This window comes from Microcoleus sp. FACHB-SPT15, assembly GCF_014849525.1.
Lineage (GTDB): Bacteria > Cyanobacteriota > Cyanobacteriia > Cyanobacteriales > Coleofasciculaceae > Symplocastrum > Symplocastrum torsivum.
The window spans coordinates 16,665-39,696 of the sequence record NZ_JACJNU010000043.1 but is presented as its reverse complement, the minus strand read 5'-3'; the positions used below and the strand labels follow the sequence as shown (position 1 = coordinate 39,696).

Genomic DNA, 23,032 nt, shown 5'->3' with positions numbered 1-23,032 from the left:
TCAGGACTTATGCAACTTTTATAGCAAAAGGCAGAAGGAAGAGGGCAGAAGGTTTATTACTGGTACTTGGTCATTTCAGCCATTAAATCTGTCCTAACCTTTATGGCGACAGCTATAGATGCGATTGCCCCAGGGGCACTGGCGGAGCCAATCGCTTGCCAAAACTAGACCAAGGACATTGGGAGAGCAGGGCGTTTAGTTACCTTGACAGTGTCACTTCAACAGATTGTTTACCATCATCAACAACAGGAGGACTTATGATTAGTCAAGCAAACTTGCAAGCGGTGAAAGTTTTGGAAGTCGCAGACGATCCGCGTCTTTCCAGGGAAGTGAAGGCATTTTTGAAATTACTGAATTCAGGTGGCGTGCCTTTAGAGACATTACCTCCACTCGAAGCGCGTCAAGTGCTAGTGAATGCACAGGCTTCCGTTAAAGTGGATCTTTCAGGCATTGACGAGTCTGAGAAGACGATTACCGCTGACGGTTATCCGATCAAGCTAAACATCGTGCGACCTGAGGGTGTCAAAGGTACATTGCCTGTTTTCATGTTTATTCATGGCGGCGGTTGGGTGCTGGGCGATTACCCAACGCACAAGCGCATGGTTCGCGATCTGGTCGTGCTTTCAGGTTTTGCGGCTGTCTTTGTCAACTACACTCCAACTCCAGATGCTCAGTATCCGCAGGCTGTCAATGAGATCTATGCCGCTACTAAATGGGTAGCCGAGCATGGTGAGGAGATTGGTGTTGACGGCAAAAATCTGGCAGTAGTCGGCAACAGTGTCGGCGGTAACATGACGGCTGTAACCACTTTGATGGCGAAAGCGAAAGGGGGCCCGCATATTAAGTTACAAATCCTGATGTGGCCGATCGTAGACGCTGATTTTGAAACGGATTCTTATCAACAATTTGGCGAGAAACGTTTCCTAACCACATCTTTGATGAAGTGGATGTATGACCTCTATACAACAGACTTGGAAAAACGCAAAGAAATCTATGCCTCTCCTCTACAGGCTACTGTTGAACAACTGAAAGGATTGCCTCCGGCGTTAATTCAGGTTGCAGAAAGCGATATCTTGCGTGATGAAGGCGAAGCGTATGGACGCAAGCTAGATGAAGCCGGGGTCAAAGTGACAACCGTGCGTTACAACGGCATGATTCATGACTTCGGACTGTTGAATGGTTTAGCCGAGGTTCCGGCAACCCGTTCTCTTTTTGTCCAAGCAGCCGCTGAACTGAAGAAATATCTGCAATAAGAAACGATCGTTATTAGAGTTCTCTCAAAGTTTTTGACCAAATTCCGGAGAGCGTTCCATCCAACCACGTTTCTTCAAAGTTGATATCTTCTTGCTTAACTTATGACTCATTTTGCCATTATCTGTCCAGCAGTAACTGGTCACCTCAACCCGATGTTCGCATTAGGTCGTGAACTGCAACGGCGAGGTCATCGCGTTACTTTTATCGGCGTTCTCGATGCCCAATCTACGACACTAGCAGCGGGATTGGAATTTCGGGCGATCGCAGAATCGGAGTATCCTTTGGGGGCGATGCCAAAATTGAGTGCACAACTGGGGGAACTGAGCGGACTTCCTGCATTGCGCCACGCCTTCAGTGATTTCCAACAGTGGAATGCTGTGTTACTTCGGGATGCCCCAGGAGCGATCCAGGAGGCTGGTGTAGAAGCATTACTGGTGGATCAAGTGATACCAGTGAGAGAGACTCTTGCAGAATTTCTGGACATGCCGTTGATTGAGGTATGCAATGCCTTGATACTTAATCCAGACGACACCATCCCGCCTTTTTTTACAACCTGGAGCTATAACCCAGCAGGGTGGGCGCGTCTACGCAATCTAGCAGCTTACCTTCTGTTTGGTCGCATCGCAGGACCAATCGAGAAGGTAAATGAAGAGTATCGCCGACAGTGGAAGTTACCCCTGCACTCTAGTAGCAACGAGCGATTTTCCCCATTGGCGATTGTGAGTCAACAGCCAGCTGAATTTGAATTCCCGCGCAAAACATTGCCCGATTACTTCCATTTCACGGGACCGTACCATGACTCAACCGGGCGGGTATCTGTCGATTTCCCCTATGAAAAGTTGACTGGGCAACCGCTGATTTACGCTTCTATGGGAACCATACAAAATCGCCTGGTGGAAGTTTTTCACACTATTGCCTCTGCATGTGTTGGGTTAGATGCCCAGTTGGTGATTTCTCTGGGTGGTTCCGGTAGCCCAGAATCCTTGCAAGGGCTGCCCGGAAATCCCTTGGTTGTCGGCTATGCACCTCAACTGGAACTGCTCAAAAAAGCAACGCTCACCATCACCCATGCAGGCATGAATACCACTCTAGAATGCCTCACCAACGGGGTGCCAATGGTGGCGATTCCCATTACCCATGACCAGCCTGGAGTTGCAGCGCGTATCACTTGGACAGGGGCAGGAGAGTTAGTTCCCTTATCCCAATTGAGTGTCCCTAGGCTGCGAGGTGCTATACAACAGGTGCTGACCCAAGAGTCTTACAAAAAGAATGCAACCAGGCTACAAGAAGCCATTCGCCGAGCAGGTGGGGTTAGTCGGGCTGCTGATATCCCTCTTCTGTCACTCTCCGAAAACTTTTGCCATTGCTGAAGTCTAGAACTAACCTATGGTAGGCGATCGCAGACTTTTTCCTTCATAGAAATTGATCAGAGTAGGGAAATTGCCAAAATTAGATGGGCAAACGCTGTATTCCCTAATATACCTCCTTTGTAGAAAATATTAATAATAGGAAAAACCGGAGAGTGACAGAAGAGGGATATTATCGAACAGGCTGTATCCACAGGGAAGCCTGTCTTGGCTCAAGAGGGTATTTTTTCAACACAAAACAGCCGAAAATAACTTTTTTCTTGAACCGTTTCCGTTCACTTAATTGAAAACGGTATGCAGTGCAAAGAAATTTGTACATTCAGGTAGATCGCGAGTTCATTATCGAACAGCTCAAACCGTCATTAAGAGCTAATCGACATAATCAACTCCCTGTCAATGCGTAAGTTCTACTCTCAACAACCACAGGACTCATCCAAAATGAAAAAACTAGAAGGAAAAGTTGCTCTTGTCACCGGCGGTACCAGCGGTATCGGTCTTGCCACTGCTAAGCGCTTTGTTGCCGAAGGAGCGTATGTCTTCATCACCGGTCGTCGTCAAACTGAACTGGATGCCGCCGTCAAAGCGATCGGTGAAAACATCACGGGCGTTCAGAGCGATGCCTCCAAGATGGAAGACCTCGATCGCCTGTTCGCCACGATTGAGCAAGAGCAAGGACACCTCGATGTGCTTTTCGCCAATGCTGGTGGTGGAGGAATTGCCCCACTCGGAGCCATCACCGAAGAAGAGTTTGACAAAACGTTCAACACTAACGTCAAAGGTGTGCTGTTCACCGTGCAGAAGGCACTGCCACTATTGCCAGAGGGGGCTTCCATCATCCTGAACGCCTCGACGGCTTCTAGCGTGGGAACCCCAGCCTTCAGCGTTTACAGCGCTACTAAAGCTGCTGTGCGCTCCTTTGCCCGTAATTGGACACTCGACCTCAAAGAACGCAAGATTCGGGTTAACGCTATTAGTCCTGGCGTGGTTCCGACTCCTGGTTACGATCACTTGGGACTGAGTGATGAGCAGTTGCAGGAATTCATAGACAGTCAAGCCGTCACTATCCCACTGGGAAGAGTCGGCACGCCCGATGAGATTGCCAAAGCCGTTGTCTTTCTCGCTTCAGATGACAGCAGCTTTGTCAACGGTATTGAGTTGTTTGTCGATGGCGGTATGGCACAGATTTGAAACGCGATCGCAAGCGGTCAACTCACCTAATAACGTTGAGAATCATCAAGGAGGTGGAAATGGCTTTAATTCATGATTCAATTCCAGATAGCGAGATCTGTAAAAAAGCAACGCAACTGGTTACAGAAGTTTCACCAACTTCTTTATGCAATCACTGCATTCGGACATTTCTATTTGGTGATTTGTTAGGAATACGTGACGGACTCAAGTGCGATCGCGAACTGTTGTATCTGGGTGCCATCATGCACGATTTAGGATTGACTGAGCGATTTGATGCTGAACAACGGTTTGAAGTCAATGGTGCCGATGCTGCACGAGCTTTCGTTTTAGAACATGGATTGTCAGACGAGAAGGCGGAGATTGTTTGGGATGCGATCGCGCTCCATACCTCGATTGGAATCGCTATACGCAAACAGCCTGAGATTGCGTTGGTGCATCTAGGAGCGACTGCGGATCTGCTAGGAATGCGGATTTCTGATATCACTCCAGAAACAGTAGAGCAAATACTTGATGTCTATCCTCGGCTCGGCTTCAATCAACAGATAACGCAATTAATGGTTTCACAAGTCAAACGAAAGCCTCAGACAGCCACATTCACTTGGCTAGCTGAAGTCGGTCGCTGCTGCATTCATGGATTTGTTTCTCCCAATTGGAACGATATGCTCAATAGCAGTCCGTTTGCTGAGTAAGTGTAAATCACTTACCTCAACTGCCCTGCTGGTGTGGATACACGCAGCGCGGATCGCCGCTAATAACGATAGCCAATATTTCTAACAAACCGCGCTTATTTAGTGAGCCAGCGCGGTAGGCGGGTCTCCACCCGTTGTAGATGAATCTTTCACTCCTCAACAACGATAGGACTCATCATGAAAAAACTAGAAGGAAAAATTGCAGTCGTAACGGGGGCATCTAAAGGAATTGGTGCCTCGATCGCCAAACATTTAGCAGCCGAGGGTGCAGCCGTAGTCGTCAACTACGCCTCTAGCAAAGAAGGAGCCGATCGCGTGGTTGATGAAATTACTGGTGCGGGCGGGAAGGCGATCGCAGTACAGGCAAATGTAACCAAAAAAGCAGAGGTCGAACGTCTTTTTGCCAAGACGCAGCACGTATTCGGCAGGCTTGACATCTTGGTCAACAATGCCGGAATTTATGAATATCTGCCGATTGAAGACGTCACAGAAGAGCACTTCCACAACCACTTCGATCTCAATGTGCTGGGGTTAATCCTTACCTCCCAACAAGCCGCAAAATACTTTGGCTCAGCAGGCGGCAGCATTATCAACATTAGTTCGATCGCCAGTACCGCTACGCCCGCGACTGCCTCGGTCTATAGCGCCACTAAAGCAGCTGTCGATGCCGTTACCAAGTCGCTAGCTAAAGAGCTGGGTCCACGCCAGATCCGTGTCAACTCCATCAATCCTGGGATGGTGGAAACGGAGGGCATACAGGTAGCAGGAGTGATCGGGAGCGATTACCAAAAACAGGTTGAAGCGCTAACCCCACTGGGTCGTATCGGACAACCGCAAGACATCGCACCTGCCGCTGTTTTCTTCGCCTCCTCCGATTCAGCCTGGATCACTGGGGAAACACTGCACATCGCGGGTGGTATTTAACGAGGATAACCGTGAACATCAACAAGCAGGGAGAAAAATTATGAAGGTCAGGTGCTGATTGTCTCGACTGCTACAAGCCCTTTATCGAAGATGGCAAGATAATCGTGGTCAGTCCCCACAAAGCCTATGAATCGCAGAGCAACGACCTCGTGAAAACAACTGCGTAAATGCACCCTGAATACTATGACGACATTATTATCGGTCGCTAATTCTTGCCAACTGATCGCGAACTGAGCAGAGTATGCTCTGCGATAGCGAGTCTTCTCCCAAGGGGAGATGCCAAGGGCAAACGAGCGTCAGCGCAGATCGCCTCGTCAACCAATCCAAGGAATGGCTCCTATGTCCAAAGAAATTAAACACAACCGCCGAAGCTTTCTGGGAAGCGCTGCGCTAAGCATCGTCACAGCAGAAATGGCGCTCATAGGTACCGCAAACGCGAGTTTCGACAAGCCCAAGGAAGCCGAACTTAGGTTGGCTCCAATCAAGCAGATCAAGGCGGGCCTCCTCGACATCGGCTACTACGAAGCAGGACCAAGCGATGGCCCTCCGGTGCTGCTGCTGCATGGATTCCCGTATTCCATCGATAGCTACGTTGATGTTGCACCGATGCTCGCTGCGCATGGATGTCGGGTGATTGTTCCCTACCTGCGGGGTCATGGCTCAACGCATTTCCTAGACAGTGGGACACCGCGCTCCGGTCAGCAAGGCGCGATTGGTGTCGATGTGATCGCCTTGATGGATGCATTAAAGCTGAACCGCGCTGTCCTTGCGGGCTATGACTGGGGTGGGCGAGCCGCTTGCGTCGCTGCTGCTCTCTGGCCTGAACGATGCACGGGTCTGGTGTCCGTCAACAGCTACCTTATCCAGGATATTGTGAAGGCAGGACTGCCAATTCCTCCCTCAATCGAATCAGGCCTCTGGTATCAATACTATTTCCAGACCGAGCGCGGACGCGCAGGACTGACGGCTAACCGACGTGAGATCGCAAGAACCCTCTGGATTCGCAACTCGCCGAACTGGCGCTTCGACGAGGCTACGCTCCATCGGCACGCAAGCGCGTTTGACAACCCCGACTATGTGGACGTCGTGATCCATTCCTACCGCCATCGCCTTGGCCTTGCAGCGGGCTACCCACTTTACGAGGATCTTGAGAAGCGGCTCGCCGCGCAACCGACCATCACTGTGCCGACGATCACGCTGGACGGGGGCGCGGATGGTGTCGTGCCGGCAACAGATGGGACATCGACGGCAGCGAAGTTCGCCGGTCAGCGCCAGCATCGCGTCATTCCGAACGTCGGCCATAACTTGCCCCAGGAAGCTCCCACAGCATTCGCGGCTGCGGTCTGGGAACTCGCATCGAAAGAACGTTGACGACTTCTCCAGAGCTATGACCCTGCGCCTCTTCCCCTTTTCAGCAGCTTACTCTATCGCTCGATAAGTCCTAACAGTAATTTGAGTTTGGGTAGAGGAATCTCGCTCGTCAATCTGGCTTTAAGTCGAAGCAGTTTGATGTGAACGATTTCAGTTTAATTGGTTTGACAACACTCTTGAAAACAATGAAAACACTGCTGAAAATATCCGCGTTACTCCTTGCTCTGCCAATAAGTGTCTTAGCTAATTTTTCCTTAAAAGCGTCTGCTGATTCTACTGCTGGCATCATCCTAAGTACAAGATGCCAGGGTGGCTACAACATCAATATTTGGCAGAATCATAGTTCTGGTGAACTGCTCTATCGCGTGACCAGTCCCAACGGGAATTTAAGTTTGGACGGAGGGACTACCCAAGCGACAGAAGGTGTTCGAGTGTATAAGTTTCGGAATGGAAATTATCAATATTGGGTGTGGGATGGCACGTTAGATAACCCGCAGTCTGGAACTTTAGAGGTGTATAAAAACAACCGTATCTTGATGCAGCGAACTTGTACGAAAAATTAAATCCCCTAATCCGTGTTAAGCACTTTTTTAAAACCTAGTTCGTTAGTGCCAGAACAAAGATAACCGTGAACATCAACAAGCAAAGAGAGACATGAACATCAACAAGAATGACACCGCAGTAGTCGTTATCGATCCGCAAAACGATGTCTTGAGTGAAACAGGGGTTTCCTGGGACTTGGTAGGTGACAATGTCAAGGATAACAAAACCGTCGAGAACATTGAGCGCATCTTCAAAGCCGCGAAGCAAAATGAATTCGAGGTTTTCATCTCCCCCCACTATTACTACCCCACCGACTATGCCTGGAAATTTGCCGGAACCGTGGAGCAAATGATGCTTAAATCTAGGGAGTTTGATCGCAGGGGGGCGTTGAGCCTCGACGGATTCTTGGATTCTGGTGCTGACTGGCTTGAGCGCTACAAGCCCTTTATCGAAGATGGCAAAACAATCGTAGTCAGTCCCCACAAAGCTTACGGACCGCAGAGCAACGACCTCGTTTTACAACTGCGTAAGCGCAACCTCAGCAAAGTCATTCTGCTCGGAATGCTCGCAAATATTTGTGTTGAAGCTCACCTACGCGACTTGATCGAACAGGGATTTGAGGTGCTCGTCGTCAAAGACGCGACGGCTGCCCCTCAACATCCGGAACTGGGCGACGGCTACAAGGCAGCACTGATTAACTTCGGGTATATCGCCAACGCCGTTCTGTCTACGGACGAGGTTGTAGCAGCAATGGCATAACGCCTATCAACGATGAGTTGCACTTGCCGATCAGAAAATCCAACTGGAAATGGTGTTTGTCTAATTGGTGTTACCGCATATTCAGCAGGAACCAGTTACCAATCTCACCAGTTTTCAAGTTAATCATGCAGACAACAAAGCGCATTTTAGAGATTTCAGCAATCCAGCAGGAATACAGAGGTGATCGTAATGATGGTTTTTACATGCAAAAAAGTTCAAAGCTTTTTGCTGTTGCTACTTGCATTTAGTGTTGTCGTTGGGGTATCGATCCATCCAGCATCAGCCACCTTCAAGGAATTAGCCCAAGCGTCCAACTCCAAACCTTCGATTGTTCTGGTTCATGGTACCAATGCCGACGCTACATCATGGCAACACGTCATTCCGTTTTTGCAACAGGATGGCTATACAGTGACCGCTGTGCAAAATCCGCTTACTTCTTTGCCAGACGATATTGCCACAACCAAGCGGGTGATTGATGCCCAGCAGGGAGCTGTTGTTGTGGTCGGGCACTCCTATGGTGGAAATGTGATCACAGGTGCGGCGGCTGGCAACCCACAGGTAAAAGCATTGGTTTATATCAATGGTTTTGCACCAGAGTCAGGCGAAACGATTAGCGAGTTAAGTGGCAGATACGCCCCACCTCCACTTAGCACAGCACTTGTAGCTGATACAGCAGGCTTCCTCTACATTGATCGTGAGAAGTTTCACGAGGTCTTTGCTAAAGACGTATCGAGAGTCGAGGCGCGGGTGATGGCAGTGACGCAAAAGCCGGCTGCCAAGGTGGTTTTTGACCAATCAGTGGACAGCGCCGCTTGGAAGACAATTCCTTCATGGTACCTCGTGGGTCAGGAAGACCAGGCAATTAACCCTGAGCTTGAGCGATTCATGGCAAAGCGAATCGGTGCTAAAACAACTGAGATCAAAGCAAGTCATGTGCCCTTTATCTCTCATCCAAGAGAGGTTGCCAAACTGATTATTGAAGCAGCAAGCTCTGCTGTGCAGTAATCCCAATGCCGAATGAAGTAACGTCAAACGCAAAGGAGATAGAAATGGATACTCAATACTACGACGACATTATTATCGGCGGCGGCAAATCGGGTAAAACCCTGGCACCTGCACTAGTCGCGGACGGACGCAAAACCGCTCTGGTGGAACGTAGCTTAAACATGATTGGTGGCTCGTGCCCTAATATCGCCTGCATTCCCAGCAAAACGATGGTGGCAAGTGCAGAGGTGGCAAATACTGTACGAAACAGTGCTGCCTATGGCATCCACACGGCACCGCCCACGGTTGATATGGCGGCAGTGATTCAGCGCAAACGATCAGTCGTGCAGTCCCTGCGACCAATAAATCTCAACATCTTGAACACCGCCTTGGGAGACAATCTGATTATTGGCACCGCTCGCTTTGTGGCACCTAAAACGATTGAAGTGGCAACAGATGAGGGTACTACTCGGTTACTCACCGCCGAACGATTGTTTATCAACACAGGTACGCGACCGTTGGTTCCATCAGTGCCGGGACTCAAAGAAGCTGGGTTTTTGACCAGTGAGTCGATCATGGAATTGGAAGAGTTGCCAGAACACCTAATCGTTCTCGGTAGTGGCTACATTGGGTTGGAGTTTGCCCAAATGTTCCGGCGCTTTGGCTCTCGCGTCACTGTAATTGGGCAGAGTGAGCAAATCCTGTCACAGCAAGATCCAGATATTGCGATCGCCGTGCAAACGTTACTGGAACGAGATGGCATTGAATTCTTGCTGAAGGCGAAGGTGTTAAGGGTCGAGCGTTCTGGCAATGCAACTAAACTTCAACTTCAAGTCGCTGATCGGGAAATAGAACTTCAAGGTTCGCATTTGCTCGTTGCCATCGGTCGTACACCAAACTCCGATATCTTAAATTTAGCTGCTGCTGGTGTTGCAACCGATGCACGCGGATTTATTCGGGTCAACGATCGCTTGGAGACAAACGTACCGAATATCTGGGCGTTAGGCGATATCAATGGAGGACCGCAATATACCCATGTGGCGCTTGATGATTATCGGATTGTCAAAGCGAATCTAATTGATGGGGGCAACCGCAGCACACAAGGTCGCTTGGTGCCATCCTGTCTGTTCATCGACCCAGAACTCGCTCATGTAGGTCTGACCGAAACTGAAGCACAGCAACAAGGGTATGCCATCCGAGTGGCGAAGCTGGATGCCTCAGACATTATGCGAGCGGTAACACAAAGTCAAACCGATGGACTGATGAAGGCGATCGTGGATACCGAGACAGGTCGTATTTTGGGGTGTTCACTCTTGTGTCATGAAGCGGGTGAAGTGATTTCGACGGTGCAAATGGTGATGCAAGCTCAGATGCCCTACACCGTTCTGCGTGATGGCGTGTTGACTCATCCCACGATGACCGAAGGGTTAAATATGCTGTTTTCAAAGGTGTAAGAAAGCAGTAAGTGCAGATACCTCACAACTTTTTACACGTAAATGAGGCTCTTAGGCTAATGACAACCATCCAAATTAACCCCAACGAGTTGTCCGACAAGAGAGTGCTGGCGACAGGCGAGACCAAAGGTATGGGCGAAGCTATTGTCAACCGTTTGAGGCAAGTTGGTGCAACGGTGATCACAACCACCCACTCAAAGCCTGATGAACTGCGATCACCGGATTTTTTTATTCAGTCTGACATCAGCACGTTTGATGGAGTGGAAAAAGTCGTCAAGGAAGTCCTCGCTCGTCCAGTAAACCTCACATTGTGGAGAAGTAGTCATGTTGAAAGTAAGACCGTGAGCAAGGATGCGAATGAAACTTATTCGCTACGTTCAAAGCTATTCCAGAAATGAGAGGGTAAGCAGCTATGCAAAGAACAACCAGTTTTGAAAGTAAAGGTCTTCATTGTTCCGTCACGTTTTACACTCCAGATCAAGTCGCATCCGGCGAACGCTGTCCGGCGATTGTCATGGCTCATGGAATTGGCTTGACCAAAGAGATGGGACTGCCGCAGTTTGCTGAGTTGTTCGTTCAAGCTGGGTTCGTCGTCTCACTGTTCGATTATCGCTACCTGGGTGCTAGTGAGGGAGAGCCTCGTGGGCAGATGCTCCCTACCGAGCAGCATGAGGACTACCGCAATGCCATCACCTGGACTCAACTACAAAGCGAAGTTGACCCGGAGCGCATCGGTCTGTGGGGCTTCTCCTATAGCGGCGGTCATGTGCTGCATCTGGCGGCATTTGATCCGCGCGTGAAAGCGGTCGTGGCACAAATGCCTACGGTAAATGCGTTTCTCAACTCCCGTCGCCTGACCTCTCCACTTGAACTCGAAGAACTCACGAAGATAGTTTCACTTGACCGGATAAAACGGTATCAAACCGGAGAAGTGAGCTACTTACCCTTGGTTGCCCCACCCGGTCAACCCTGCTTCCTGGCGACACCCGATGCGTTCACTTGGGTTGAATCGACTAAAAGCGCGAGCGAAGGAAGATGGGAGAATCGGCTTACCTTTGAATCGATTGAGCACTGTCTCTATTACGAACCGGTTCCTCACCTTGAGGCGATCTTTCCCACCCCGCTATGCCTGATTATAGGTGAGAAGGACTTTCTTGCAACTGCCGACTTAACTGCCTCTGTCTATGCGCGTGCGATGGAGCCGAAGTCTCTCACAATCTTGAAGGGCGGACACTTTGACGGCTTCCAGGGAGAGGGCTTCAAGATTGCAAGCACAACAGCCTTGAGATGGTTCGAGAAATATTTGAAGCAAGCTTGAAAGGTCTATTGTCTGCAACTACTTATTACTTCAATGTTAAAAATGGGGTTTGTCGTTCAGTCTGCTCAGAGACTTCAGGACTACCGCCATGTTCTACACATTGCTGAATCAATTTTGCCACTAAGCCTGTCCAGCCAGTTTGATGGCTGGCTCCAATACCTGCACCGTTGTCACCATGAAAGTATTCATGAAATAGAATTAGATCTCGCCAGTGAGGATTTGTTTGAAAGATTTCTATACCGCCATAAACGGGTCGTTGTTCAGTTGCATCCTTTAAAAATGTCCGAATTAATCGCTGAGATAATTCAGTTGCCACTTCTAAGAGCGTCATCATATGACCTGAACCTGTCGGGCATTCTATCTTGAAATCATCACCTAGATAGTGATGATATTTTTGTAGAGATTCAATAATCAGGTAATTGATGGGGAACCACACTGGACCACGCCAATTCGAGTTTCCGCCAAAGAGATTTGTAGTCGATTCTGCCGGTTCATAATTAATTCGGTACTCGTTACCGTGAATCTGTAAAACATAAGGGTGTTCTGCATGGAATTTAGAAAGCGCCCGAATTCCAAAAAATCCTAAAAATTCACTTTCATCCAGCATTCTTTGGAGAAGTCGCCGTAGTTTGTCTTGTCCTGCGATCGCTAGTAACCTTCTAGCTCCAACACCCGCAGTCTCCAAACAAGCAATATCTTGGACTAAGTCGGGGCGATTTTGGATAAACCATTCCGTGCGTTTTCTAAAACTAGGGAATCGTTCAAGTGTCTCCACATCTAAAGTAGAAGTGGCAAACAACGGAGCAAGTCCGACAACCGATCGCACTTTCATTAAGAAGTGATGACCATCAGGCAGATGGAGTGCATCATAATAAAACCCATCTGTTTCATCCCACAACCCTAACTCCGCTTCCCCGATGCCATCTATCGCATCCGCAATATAGAGAAAGTGTTCAAAGAACTTGCTGGCGATGTCTTCATAACTGGAATTGTCTTTTGCTAATTCCAGTGCGATTTCCAACATATTCAGGCAATACATTGCCATCCAACCCGTGCCATCTGCCTGATTAATATATCCACCGTTGGGTAACTTGGTATTGCGATCGAACACGCCAATGTTATCTAAGCCCAAAAAGCCACCCTGAAAGACATTTTTCCCTTCAATATCCTTGCGATTGACCCACCAGGTAAAATTGAGCAGCAGTTTCTGGAATACTCGTTCGAGAAATTGGCGATCGCTACGACCATAGATTTTTTGTTCAATCTGATAAATCCGCAATGCTGCCCATGCGTGAACAGGTGGATTGACATCGCTGAATGCCCATTCATAAGCAGGAATTTGACCATTCGGATGCATATACCACTCCCGTGTTAGGAGGTCTAACTGACGTTTGGCAAAGTCAGGATCGAGCAGGGTTAAGGGAATCAGATGAAATGCCAAGTCCCAGGCAGCAAACCACGGATATTCCCATTTATCCGGCATTGAGAGAATGTCTTCATTGAACAAATGAATCCACTCGTGGTTTCTGCCGTGCTTACGTTCTGACGGTAACGGCGGACCTGCTGGATCGCCATTTAACCAATCATGCATCACGTAATGATAGAATTGCTTGCTCCATAACAGCCCTGCAAATGCCTGCCGTTGTATGCTCCGCATCTCTTCGGATAGCTCAGATGGACAGATTCGGTGATAGAACTCATCCGCCTCTTGCTGGCGATCGCAAAACGTTGTTTCAAACTCCTGTCCGAACACAGCCTCTCTTGAATTCCCGTTATTGAGCGCAGATGGAGCAGTTTCTCGCAATCGCAGTCGCACTGTTTGTGTTTCACCAGCCGCAATCACTAACTGATAGTAAGCCGAGGACTTGGTTCCAGTTTGATGGGGATTAATTGCATCCTTGCGGCCCTGAACAACGTAGTCATTAATCCCGTCTTTAACATAGGCAGAAGAATTGCTAACGCCAAACAAACGTTCGTTGTTAGTCTCATTCTCAGTAAATAGTAAATTAGGTACGCCATCACAATACAACCATCGAGTCCCTAGCGTTGGGTGAAATGCCTCAATTACGCTGAGATTAGAAGTTGTTTGGTTGACATGCAGCCACGGTTTCTCCTGTTCGTACCCCCATGACCAAGTATTGCGAAACCATAGAGTTGGCAGCAAGTGCAGCGTTTTAGTTTCAGCTCCCCTGTTAGTTGCTTTGATTTGAATCAGAATATCTTCAGGTGATGCCTTGGCATATTCAACAAACACATCAAAGTAGCGCTCCTCAGCAAACACTCCTGTATCCAACAACTCAAATTCAGAGCTGTGGCGATCGCGTCGGCGATTTTCCTCTACCAGTTGGTTGTAGGGAAATGCCCCGTGCGGATATTTGTAGAGATACTTCATGTAGGAGTGAGTGGGGGTATTGTCCAGGTAGAAGAAGTATTCTTTGACATCCTCTCCGTGATTACCTTCGTTGCCCGTTAACCCAAACATCCGCTCTTTGAGAATTGGATCTTCTCCATTCCAAAGCGCGATCGCAAAACATAACCGTTGATGGGTATCAGAAATGCCTGCAATGCCATCTTCACCCCAGCGGTAAGCACGAGAGCGAGCATGGTCATGGGGAAAATACTCCCAAGCCGTACCATCGGAACTATAATCTTCACGCACAGTACCCCATTGCCGCTCACTCAGGTAAGGACCCCAGCGTTTCCAATACGCACGTCGATCGCGATCAGCCGTTAATCTTGCTTCTTCTTGAGTCATGGAGTTATTCCGGATGATAGGTATTGGCTTTGAACGCGACATCATCTAGAGAGTCATGCCTTGCAGGACACAGATGCAATATCTTTGTCAAAGCATAGAAGTGATAAGTAAGCAGGGTTGGCGACGATTGCCTTGGCGACAGAGTATCCAGCAATTGTCCAGGTTTGATATTTCCTGGCTGCCCGCCCAATTAGGTGTCCATATCGACCGTCGTAATATTCTGGAAATTCATCCGCCTGAAGGCTAGTCTCGGCGATTGCGACCGCATTTTCAGCAGTTTCAGTTCTGCCCACTTTTACTGCTGCTGCTGTCAGCATCCACAGCAGAACCGGCCAGTTACCGCCATTGTGATACGACCAGGGAATATTTTTGGGATCGTAACCTGTGACAATTTTCCACTCCACATCCTGTAGCGCCGGAAAGCAAATTTTCATCGGCATTTGCCCAATCAAGTCTTGAGAGTGTTGTTCAATCAGATTCATGATTGCCTGGGACTGCTCATCGGTAGCTAATCCCGTAATCACAGCCATCAAGTTGCCTAACGCAAAAAAGCGAAAGTCCATCCAACCAGACCCCAAATTTCCGGCATAGTACCCAGATGTTTTGGACAGCCACTCGGTTAGCCACTGAGGAATCGAATCTGAATAAATGTTGAACTTGTTGATTGCGCGATCGCCAAATTCCTCCCCTTTGTAGCGGTAAATTTCATTGAGGCGCTTGAAATCAAGCCAGTAATACTCGTGCAGATGGTATCTTAGATGATTGAGCCGTTCTTGTACTGCATTCAAATAGAGTATATTCCGATCGTCCAGCAACAGCAGCTCCTGCGCCGAACGCAACATGGCGTAAAACAGCACTTGAATCTCTAGCGGACGCCCATAAACGCCCATCCGTCGGTCGATCATGAACGCCCCATCGGGAACAAGCAGCGTAGGATACATATCAAATCGAGCAACTAAACACAAATCGAGAATCAGTCGAATGCCGTGCTGAAACTCTGCTTCATGAGCTAACTTGGTGTCACCCGTTGCTTTGACGTAAGCCCGCAGCAATATTAGCCACCACAAGCAAGAATCGATTGGAGTTACTCGTCCAATCGCCTGTTCGCCAAAGTCTGCAATCAACTGCTCTTTGCCGTTGAACGATTGCACCTTGAAACTAGCAGGCATCAACCCTTGACCGGGCTTGAAACAGTCTATTTGCTTGTCCCGACTCTGAAGAGCTAGAGTTTCAATTAAAAAATTGCGAACGATTTCTGCATCCCCTCGTATCAGAAACGCCAGGGCAGACGGGATAAAATCGCGCACAAAGCACTGATCGTAGTTCAGAGCCTCCACGCGCGAATCATTGGCGGCAATTGTCCCCACAGGGCGTTCTTGATAATAGAGAATCGATGCTTCTAATGCTTGCCAAGCTGCCTGTTCAAGCGGATTTGTGGCTGTCGAGTAACTTTCCATTTTTGAGGTTGTCTGCATCGCAAACCAGTGCTGCTTTGAGAGGAAGTCGCGCATTCACGCATTCAAAAAGCTTTGAGTGTAAGGCATTCAACTACTTGTAAGCTGGTTACTTATTTGGAGCCAGTCTCTACTAGTGTGACAATAAAGCCCAGATACTGTTCAGTAGCGCTGAGACACTTGCTACTGCTCGTGATAATTCCGAATTAGCCCGCCATCGACGAAGAAGGTGCTTCCAGTCACGTAGTCGGCGGCGGCAGAAGCGAGAAAGGCTACCATTGGCGCAATGTCCTCTGGTTTACCTAACCGTCCGAGAGGAATATTTTGTTTGAGTGAATTTAACTTCACAGGATCGTTCAAAAGCTTGGTATTGATAGGGGTTTCAATGGCTCCGGGTGCAATGTTGTTGATGGTGATTCCCATTGGTCCTAGCTCCACAGCCAGATTTCGCATCATCATCTTTACACCGCCCTTGCTGGCGCAGTAGGACGTGAAGTGAGGAAATGCCATTTCCTCGTGGGTAGAACTGATGTTGATAATTTTGCCTGTTCGTTTCGTTTCAATCAAGTGCTGCACGAAGGCTTGTGTGGTGAAAAATGTGCCTTTGAGGTTGATGTTGAGAACAGCATCGTAGTCGGCTTCAGTGATATTCCAAAAATTGGCATTTTTGCCATCAACCCCAGCATTATTTACCAGAATATCCAGCTTGCCAAAGTGCCCAATTCCTTCTGATACAAGCTTGCGAACGTCATTAACAATGCTCAGATCTGACTGAACAATATGCCCTTTACGTCCTGCGGCTTCCACCTGTGCCAATGTTTCTTTGGCACCGTCTGGGTGAGAGCGGTAGTCAATCACGATGTCTGCTCCTTCTTTTGCCAGGTAAGTAGCGATCGCTTGACCAATTCCCTGGCTGCTGCCTGTGACTAGCGCAACTTTTCCTTCAAGTGTCATAATGTCCTCGAATTAAATTTCAATGGATTATTTAAGGCTGGTGCGATCGCAAGGAGTGATTCGATCCTCTGACATTTTTGAAAATGCTGCGGTAGTGAGGAGCGTGAAACATTTTGCAACTCAAAACATCACGCCTACCCATACTCAATAGACGAAACATAGCAACCGCCAGTAATGCACCCAAAGGTGGAGCAATACAGTAAAGCCACTGGTCTCTCCATAAGCCCGTTACAAACGCCGGTCCAATACTGCGGGCAGGATTAAGGCTTGCGCCAGAAATCGGAGCTTCTACCCAGACTATCGCTGTAATGAGAAGCCAAGTCATCAAGGGTGTCCAGCGCATTAGACGATGGTTACACACAAACAGGAAAATCGATAACACCAGTAGAAAGGTGACAAATACTTCTGCAAGAAATACAAACCAGAGGGCATATCCTGCTCCAGGAAGGGTCATGCCGTTGTAGACGCTACCAGCGTATTTTCCCCACACCGAAACCATTAGAAGCGCCCCAAAAATCGCACCTATAAATTGGGCAACGATATATCCTACTGCATCCTGTCCATGCATTTTTCCATGTGCCCAAAATGCTAGGGTTACAGAGGAACTGATGTGCCCTCCACTCAATTTTCCTAAAGGCGAAATGGCAAACAATGCGCCACTCCCTGAGAATATTAACCCTGTTATTAGTAAGCGGATACTTTTATCAGGAATGAGATGCTCCATTGGGAGACCTTGACCGAAATCAAAGACAACTGCACTTAGCCCAACGAAGATGTTAAATGATGTGCCCACTAATTCCGCCGTATATTCTTCCCAATGTAAAGGCTGCCAACGGACAAAATAAAGTGCAATTTTCTTCCTAATTAACAAAGTAAGCCGCTTCATAGAGAAATAACCATTTCCTACGGTTTAGATGTTCCTCAAATTCCTGATGAGGGTCTTTAAGGTTTGAATGTTTGGTTTCACTGATTGCATCACTGGTTACCTTTCTGTTGTTAATAGCCCATCAGGATTGATTTGAAATATCCTTCAAATCAACAAGCCCAATTTTTAGGCTGTTTTGATGGGTCGCAAACCCATCAAAACCAGTCTTGACAGACTATTAGGTCAGTACAGGTGTGCGAATGGGTGCAGCCTGTTCACTGTAAATATCCATGATTGTGTTGAGTAACTGTAGTGCATCCGGCTTGGAACGTTGGAAGGAATTGCGTCCGATAATTGAACCAAATCCTCCACCTGCGTGAATGGCACGCATTTCATCGAGTAAGGCATCGTCAGTGTCAATCACTCCACCCGAAAAGATGACAATCCGTCGTCCGTTAAAGGTACATTGCACCACATGACGCACTCGCTCACTCAAGGTTGCGATCGGGATTTGCTCTTTCTCATACACCTTGCGTGCTGCCTCCTGTTCAATATGTTCGTTCGGCAGTTTCACCTTGATGATGTGAGCACCCAATTGAGCCGCAATCTGAGCCGCGTAGCCAATTACGTCGATCGCCGTCTCACCCGTTTTGCTTAATCCCGATCCACGGGCATAGGACCAGATCATCACAATCAATCCACGCCGCTTCGCTTCTTCGGCATAGGCTCGAATCTGTTGATACAATTCAAATCGTTGAGCTGATCCTGGATAGATGGTGAAGCCGATACCAACACAACCTAACCTCAGTGCATCCTCAACGCTGCCTGTGAGTGCTTGTGTAGGGTCTGCCTCATCTAGCAATACATCGTGATCGTTGACTTTGAGAATCAGGGGAATTTCGCCTGCAAATTCTCGCGCCCCCGCTTCTAGAAACCCCAGTGGGGCGGCATAACCATTGCATCCGGCGGCGATCGCTAACTCAAAGTGATAACGAGGATCATAAGCAGGTGGATTGGGCGCAAAACTGCGAGCCGGACCATGCTCAAAACCTTGATCCACAGGTAAAAGGACGAGTTTTCCAGTTCCTCCTAATTTCCCGTGATTCAGCAATCTCGCCAGATTTGTCAATGTACCTGGATTATCGCTGCCATACCAACTGAGAATTTCTTTTACTCGCTGAGTCGTCATTGTCATTTCTCCTAAAAGTATTGTTCAGTAAAACCTTTCCCCTTTCCCCTCACCGCATATCCTGCCAGCACCTTCGGCAAAACCAATGCACACGATGATGACGAATATGCCGTAAGAGTGGATTAGAACAGCAGGGACAGACTGTTTCGTTCACTGAAAGCCTAGACCGTTGATCGAAAGAGGTTCTTGGGAATTTCTGCTGCATTGCCATTGCCTAAAATGAACCATTCAACCGCATTGGCAAAACCTTCCTCTTCATAGGAAGTCGTTACATACTGTGCCTGCTGCTGCACTTCTACACTTGCATTCCCCATTGCAATGCTCAATCCACTTCGTTCAAACATCGGGACATCATTAGGCATATCTCCGATAGTGGCAATCTCCTGTCTGGGGATTCCGAGCAGTTGTGAGAGGCGATCGACTACAAATCCTTTATTGGCGCGGTGATGTGTCACGTCTAGGTAGTAGGGTTGCGATCGCGCCGCAGATACCTGTTCACCACCACCCGAACTGGCTCCTGCCTGACAGCGAACTTGCTGACTATACGCCTGCTGAACATCTGTTTCGCACTTAGCAACAGCATCCAGGTCATCACTAACGCCAACGACTTTGACAACGTTATCGAACAAACCATCAAAGCTAGAAACAACCGTAGGTGGAAACTTAACCGTCCACTCTTCGCGATCGACATGAGGACCATGCCGCTCGTGCACAAACCAATCCTTTCCTCGATAAATCCAAACATCCAGATGGTGGGCGGTAATCATCTTGATGACTTCTTGAACAGTTGTTGCGGGTAAGACGTTTTCCTCCAACGTTGAGAAGTCAGGATAGACAAACAGACCACCATTAAATGGCGCGATCGGTCCTGTCAACTTCAGGGCATCCACAATCATTTTCATCCCTAATGGTGGACGACCACTGGTAATTGTGAAGCGAATGCCTGCATCCCAAAGTTTATGAATAGCAGCACGGGTGCGCTCGGTTAGGATTTTCTCTTTAGTTACAAGTGTGCCATCTACATCTGCTAGCAGCAGTGAAATTTTAGATGACTTGGGAGAACTTATTGGGTTCATGATAAAAAGCCTGGTTGTTGATTGTTGGTGTTCAATTTATTGGTCTGCATCTAACACCGGATACTGATTGATACCGTTTCACTTCTGATTTTTCTTAAGCACAGGAGTTACGCACTTGCCCCCTAAATCCCCCAATTTTGGGGGACTTTGAATTCCGGTTCCCCCCAAAGTTGAGGGGCTAGGGGGCGAGATTTATTTAACTGCGTAAGTCCTGGCTTACTCTCGCCATTGCCGACCATCGCGCCGGAGCAGTTCGTCAGCCTCTTTCGGTCCCCAACTTCCTGCCGCATAGTTGGGAAACTCTCGTGTTGGTAATGCACTCCAAACATCCAGAATTGGGGTAACTACACTCCAACCCAATTCCACGTTGTCCGATCGCTGAAATAGCGTTGCATCGCCAATCATGCAGTCATAGAGCAACGTTTCATAGCCTGTGCTAGGGGTTGTGCCAAAGTAATCGGCGTAGCAGAAATCCATATTCACGCTGCCCATCTGCACTGTTGGACCAGGAATTTTTGCGCCAAATTGGAAGTTAATTCCTTCGTCGGGTTGAATGCGGAGGACAAGAAAATTGGGCGTTAATTGATCGACTGAAGTTTGACGAAACACCAGTGAGGGAACCTGCTTAAACTGAACCGCAATCTCAGTGGTACGCTTCGACAACCGTTTCCCGGTTCGGAGGTAAAACGGCACACCTGCCCAACGCCAGTTATCAATCGTGAGCTTTAAGGCGGCATAAGTCTCAGTGTTAGAGCCTGAAGCAACCCGTGGTTCAAAGCGATAAGCAGGAACCGATTTCCCCTTAACGATTCCCTCACCATACTGCCCTCGCACCGTATGAGTTAGCACGTCTTCAGGAGTTAAGGGTTGAATTGCTTTTAGCAGTTTCGATTTTTCATCTCGAACAGCATCCGCGTCAAATGAAACGGGTGGTTCTATTGCGGTCATTGACAACAATTGAAACAAATGATTTTGCACCATATCGCGCACGGCACCCGTACCTTCGTAGAAATTACCTCTGCCTTCTACTCCAACCGTTTCAGCCACCGTAATCTGCACATGATCAATGTAGTGACGATTCCACACGGATTCAAACAAGCTATTGCCAAAGCGAAACATTAGGATGTTCTGAACCGTCTCTTTACCCAGGTAATGATCGATGCGATAAATCTGGCTTTCCTTTAGTACGCTGCCAATGTTCTTATTTAATGCGCGTGCAGATTCAAGATCATGTCCAAATGGCTTTTCGATGATGACTCGTCGCCAATATTCTTCTGTTTCTTGAACCAGTCCCGTCGCACCCAGTTGTGAAATGATGTCACAGAAAAAATTAGAGGACGTTGCCAGATAATAGAGGTAATTGTTCTGAGTGCCGCACTCTTGGTCAACTTGCTGCAACAAGTTTTGCAGTTGACGGTAAGTGTTGGGATCTTGAAACTCACCCGATAAATAATAGAGACGTTGCTCAAGTTGCTGCCATAGCTGGTTGTCAACCGAAACAGTGGCAAACTCCTGTATCTCCTGACGCAGCTTGTGACGGAAATCGTCCTGACTCATCGAGGTATGAGCCACTCCGACAATCGCAAAGTCTTTTGGCAATAAATTGGTGTGTGCCAGATTGTAGAGAGCAGGCATCAGCAGACGTTTGGTTAAATCTCCAGCAGCACCAAAGATGACGATCGCACAAGGTCCGGCTGGATGAACTGAGGCTGTAGCCAAATCAGAGTTGACGGCGGTTGCAACGGTCATGATGTAATCTCCGCATGTTCTTCAATGTGTCCGCCAAACTGATAGCGCATTGCGGACAGCAACTTAGAGGCAAATTCATCCTCCCCTCTAGAGCTAAACCGCTGATAGAGAGCAGCACTAAGGACGGGTGCAGGCGTTCCTTCATCGATCGCAGCGGTAATCGTCCAGCGTCCTTCGCCAGAATCAGATACCCGCCCTGCAAACTTGGCAAGGTGCGGATCGTCGAGGAGAGCGATCGCACTCAAGTCCAACAGCCAGGAGGCAATCACACTGCCACGTCGCCAAACCTCGGCAATGTCAGGCAAATTGAAGTCGTACTGGTAGTGCTCTGGATCGCGTAACGGAGTTGCTTCCGCACTAGCAGCCCGCTGCTGTTTGCCCACGTTAGCATGTTGCAGAATGTTGAGTCCCTCTGCATACGCTGCCATAATGCCATATTCGATGCCATTGTGCACCATCTTGACGAAGTGCCCAGCACCATTGGAACCACAGTGCAAATAGCCTAGCTCTGATGTGCCATCCGCTTTTTCCCGACCGGGTGTGCGAGAAATGTTGCCCAGTCCGGGTGCTAGCGTTTTGAAAATCGGATCGAGGTACCCAACAGCAGCTTCTGATCCACCAATCATCATGCAGTAGCCCCGCTCTAGCCCCCACACTCCACCGCTCGTTCCTACATCTACGTAGTGAATGCCCTTCGGTTCCAGCAATTTTGCTCGTCGAATGTCGTCAATGTAGTACGAGTTGCCGCCGTCAATCAAAATATCGCCGGGGTCTAGCTTTGGAGTGAGTTCTGTCAGCATCTCCTCGGTTGGATCTCCCGCAGGTACCATCAACCAAATTGCCCTAGGTTTGTCGAGCTTTAGGACAAAATCGTCGAGCGTGTATGCCCCTTTCGCCCCTTCTGATGCAAGCTGTTTCACTTTATCAGGTGTGCGGTTGAACACAACGCAATCATGCCCGTTTCGTAGCAGTCGTCGGCCGATATTCGCGCCCATGCGTCCTAGACCAATTACACCAAGTTGCATAGCTTTCTCCTACGTGTACGTGATTCTCAATTTTTTGAAATACGTCCTGTTTAGGGGCAAAGATTTGGTCAGTGCTGTTGCAGCATTCAACAATTCCTTACCAACTGCCTTACC

At 48.4% G+C, this 23,032-nt stretch carries 20 protein-coding genes; 12 read left to right on the top strand and 8 right to left on the bottom strand.

Annotated features, from left to right (window positions below; genetic code table 11):
• Positions 1–257: 257 nt before the first annotated feature.
• The 12 genes from H6F98_RS14375 to H6F98_RS14320 all read left to right on the top strand — a co-directional run bounded on the left by H6F98_RS14375 (position 258) and on the right by H6F98_RS14320 (position 11,851).
• A complete protein-coding gene (locus H6F98_RS14375) occupies positions 258–1,253 on the top strand; it encodes an alpha/beta hydrolase (protein WP_192219384.1) in 996 nt (331 codons plus the stop codon).
• Between the two features lie 102 nt (positions 1,254–1,355).
• Positions 1,356–2,624, top strand: a complete 1,269-nt coding sequence (locus tag H6F98_RS14370; RefSeq protein WP_192219383.1) for a glycosyltransferase — start codon at positions 1,356–1,358, stop codon at positions 2,622–2,624.
• A 435-nt stretch (positions 2,625–3,059) separates the two neighbouring features.
• Positions 3,060–3,809, top strand: a complete 750-nt coding sequence (locus H6F98_RS14365; protein ID WP_192219382.1) for an SDR family oxidoreductase — start codon at positions 3,060–3,062, stop codon at positions 3,807–3,809.
• Positions 3,810–3,868: 59 nt separating this feature from the next.
• A complete protein-coding gene (locus tag H6F98_RS14360) occupies positions 3,869–4,498 on the top strand; it encodes an HD domain-containing protein (protein WP_192219381.1) in 630 nt (209 codons plus the stop codon).
• A gap of 177 nt (positions 4,499–4,675) precedes the next feature.
• Positions 4,676–5,422 carry an SDR family NAD(P)-dependent oxidoreductase gene (locus H6F98_RS14355; protein ID WP_192219380.1) on the top strand — a complete coding sequence of 249 codons (747 nt, stop codon included), beginning with the start codon at positions 4,676–4,678 and terminating at the stop codon, positions 5,420–5,422.
• 339 nt (positions 5,423–5,761) lie between these two features.
• On the top strand, positions 5,762–6,793 hold the full coding sequence (locus H6F98_RS14350; RefSeq protein ID WP_192219379.1) for an alpha/beta fold hydrolase: 1,032 nt from the start codon (positions 5,762–5,764) through the stop codon (positions 6,791–6,793).
• A gap of 140 nt (positions 6,794–6,933) precedes the next feature.
• Positions 6,934–7,356: a hypothetical protein gene (locus tag H6F98_RS14345; protein ID WP_313929873.1), complete on the top strand. Its 423-nt coding sequence runs from the start codon at positions 6,934–6,936 to the stop codon at positions 7,354–7,356.
• A gap of 91 nt (positions 7,357–7,447) precedes the next feature.
• Positions 7,448–8,095 (top strand): cysteine hydrolase, encoded by a 648-nt coding sequence (locus tag H6F98_RS14340; protein ID WP_192219378.1) that lies wholly within the window; start codon positions 7,448–7,450, stop codon positions 8,093–8,095.
• Between the two features lie 189 nt (positions 8,096–8,284).
• Complete coding sequence (locus H6F98_RS14335; RefSeq protein WP_192219377.1) at positions 8,285–9,100, top strand: alpha/beta fold hydrolase; 816 nt, start codon at positions 8,285–8,287, stop codon at positions 9,098–9,100.
• Between the two features lie 44 nt (positions 9,101–9,144).
• Positions 9,145–10,533: a mercuric reductase gene (locus tag H6F98_RS14330; protein ID WP_242058532.1), complete on the top strand. Its 1,389-nt coding sequence runs from the start codon at positions 9,145–9,147 to the stop codon at positions 10,531–10,533.
• 59 nt (positions 10,534–10,592) lie between these two features.
• Positions 10,593–10,931: a hypothetical protein gene (locus H6F98_RS14325; RefSeq protein ID WP_192219376.1), complete on the top strand. Its 339-nt coding sequence runs from the start codon at positions 10,593–10,595 to the stop codon at positions 10,929–10,931.
• 14 nt (positions 10,932–10,945) lie between these two features.
• Entirely contained in the window at positions 10,946–11,851 is a 906-nt protein-coding gene (locus tag H6F98_RS14320) for an alpha/beta hydrolase (protein WP_192219375.1), read from the top strand.
• Positions 11,852–11,876: 25 nt separating this feature from the next.
• On the opposite strand, the gene H6F98_RS14315 is transcribed toward H6F98_RS14320, so the two are convergent.
• From H6F98_RS14315 to gnd, 8 genes are all read right to left on the bottom strand, one after another.
• Positions 11,877–14,606, bottom strand: coding sequence for an MGH1-like glycoside hydrolase domain-containing protein (locus tag H6F98_RS14315; protein WP_192219374.1), 2,730 nt, complete (start codon positions 14,604–14,606; stop codon positions 11,877–11,879).
• 53 nt (positions 14,607–14,659) lie between these two features.
• The gene (locus tag H6F98_RS14310; protein WP_242058531.1) at positions 14,660–16,081 is read right to left on the bottom strand and encodes a glycoside hydrolase 100 family protein; all 1,422 of its coding nucleotides are present in this window, start codon (positions 16,079–16,081) and stop codon (positions 14,660–14,662) included.
• Positions 16,082–16,243: 162 nt separating this feature from the next.
• Positions 16,244–17,014 carry a glucose 1-dehydrogenase gene (locus tag H6F98_RS14305; RefSeq protein WP_192219373.1) on the bottom strand — a complete coding sequence of 257 codons (771 nt, stop codon included), beginning with the start codon at positions 17,012–17,014 and terminating at the stop codon, positions 16,244–16,246.
• A gap of 31 nt (positions 17,015–17,045) precedes the next feature.
• A complete protein-coding gene (locus H6F98_RS14300) occupies positions 17,046–17,900 on the bottom strand; it encodes an MIP/aquaporin family protein (protein ID WP_192219372.1) in 855 nt (284 codons plus the stop codon).
• Between the two features lie 217 nt (positions 17,901–18,117).
• Positions 18,118–19,068, bottom strand: coding sequence for a class I fructose-bisphosphate aldolase (locus H6F98_RS14295; RefSeq protein WP_192219371.1), 951 nt, complete (start codon positions 19,066–19,068; stop codon positions 18,118–18,120).
• Positions 19,069–19,229: 161 nt separating this feature from the next.
• Positions 19,230–20,144, bottom strand: coding sequence for a Cof-type HAD-IIB family hydrolase (locus tag H6F98_RS14290; protein WP_192219370.1), 915 nt, complete (start codon positions 20,142–20,144; stop codon positions 19,230–19,232).
• Positions 20,145–20,360: 216 nt separating this feature from the next.
• The gene (gene zwf, locus H6F98_RS14285; RefSeq protein WP_192219369.1) at positions 20,361–21,893 is read right to left on the bottom strand and encodes a glucose-6-phosphate dehydrogenase; all 1,533 of its coding nucleotides are present in this window, start codon (positions 21,891–21,893) and stop codon (positions 20,361–20,363) included.
• On the bottom strand, positions 21,890–22,918 hold the full coding sequence (gnd, locus tag H6F98_RS14280) for a phosphogluconate dehydrogenase (NAD(+)-dependent, decarboxylating) (RefSeq protein ID WP_192219368.1): 1,029 nt from the start codon (positions 22,916–22,918) through the stop codon (positions 21,890–21,892). The genes zwf and gnd overlap by 4 nt, the downstream gene beginning before the upstream one ends.
• Positions 22,919–23,032 lie beyond the last annotated feature (114 nt).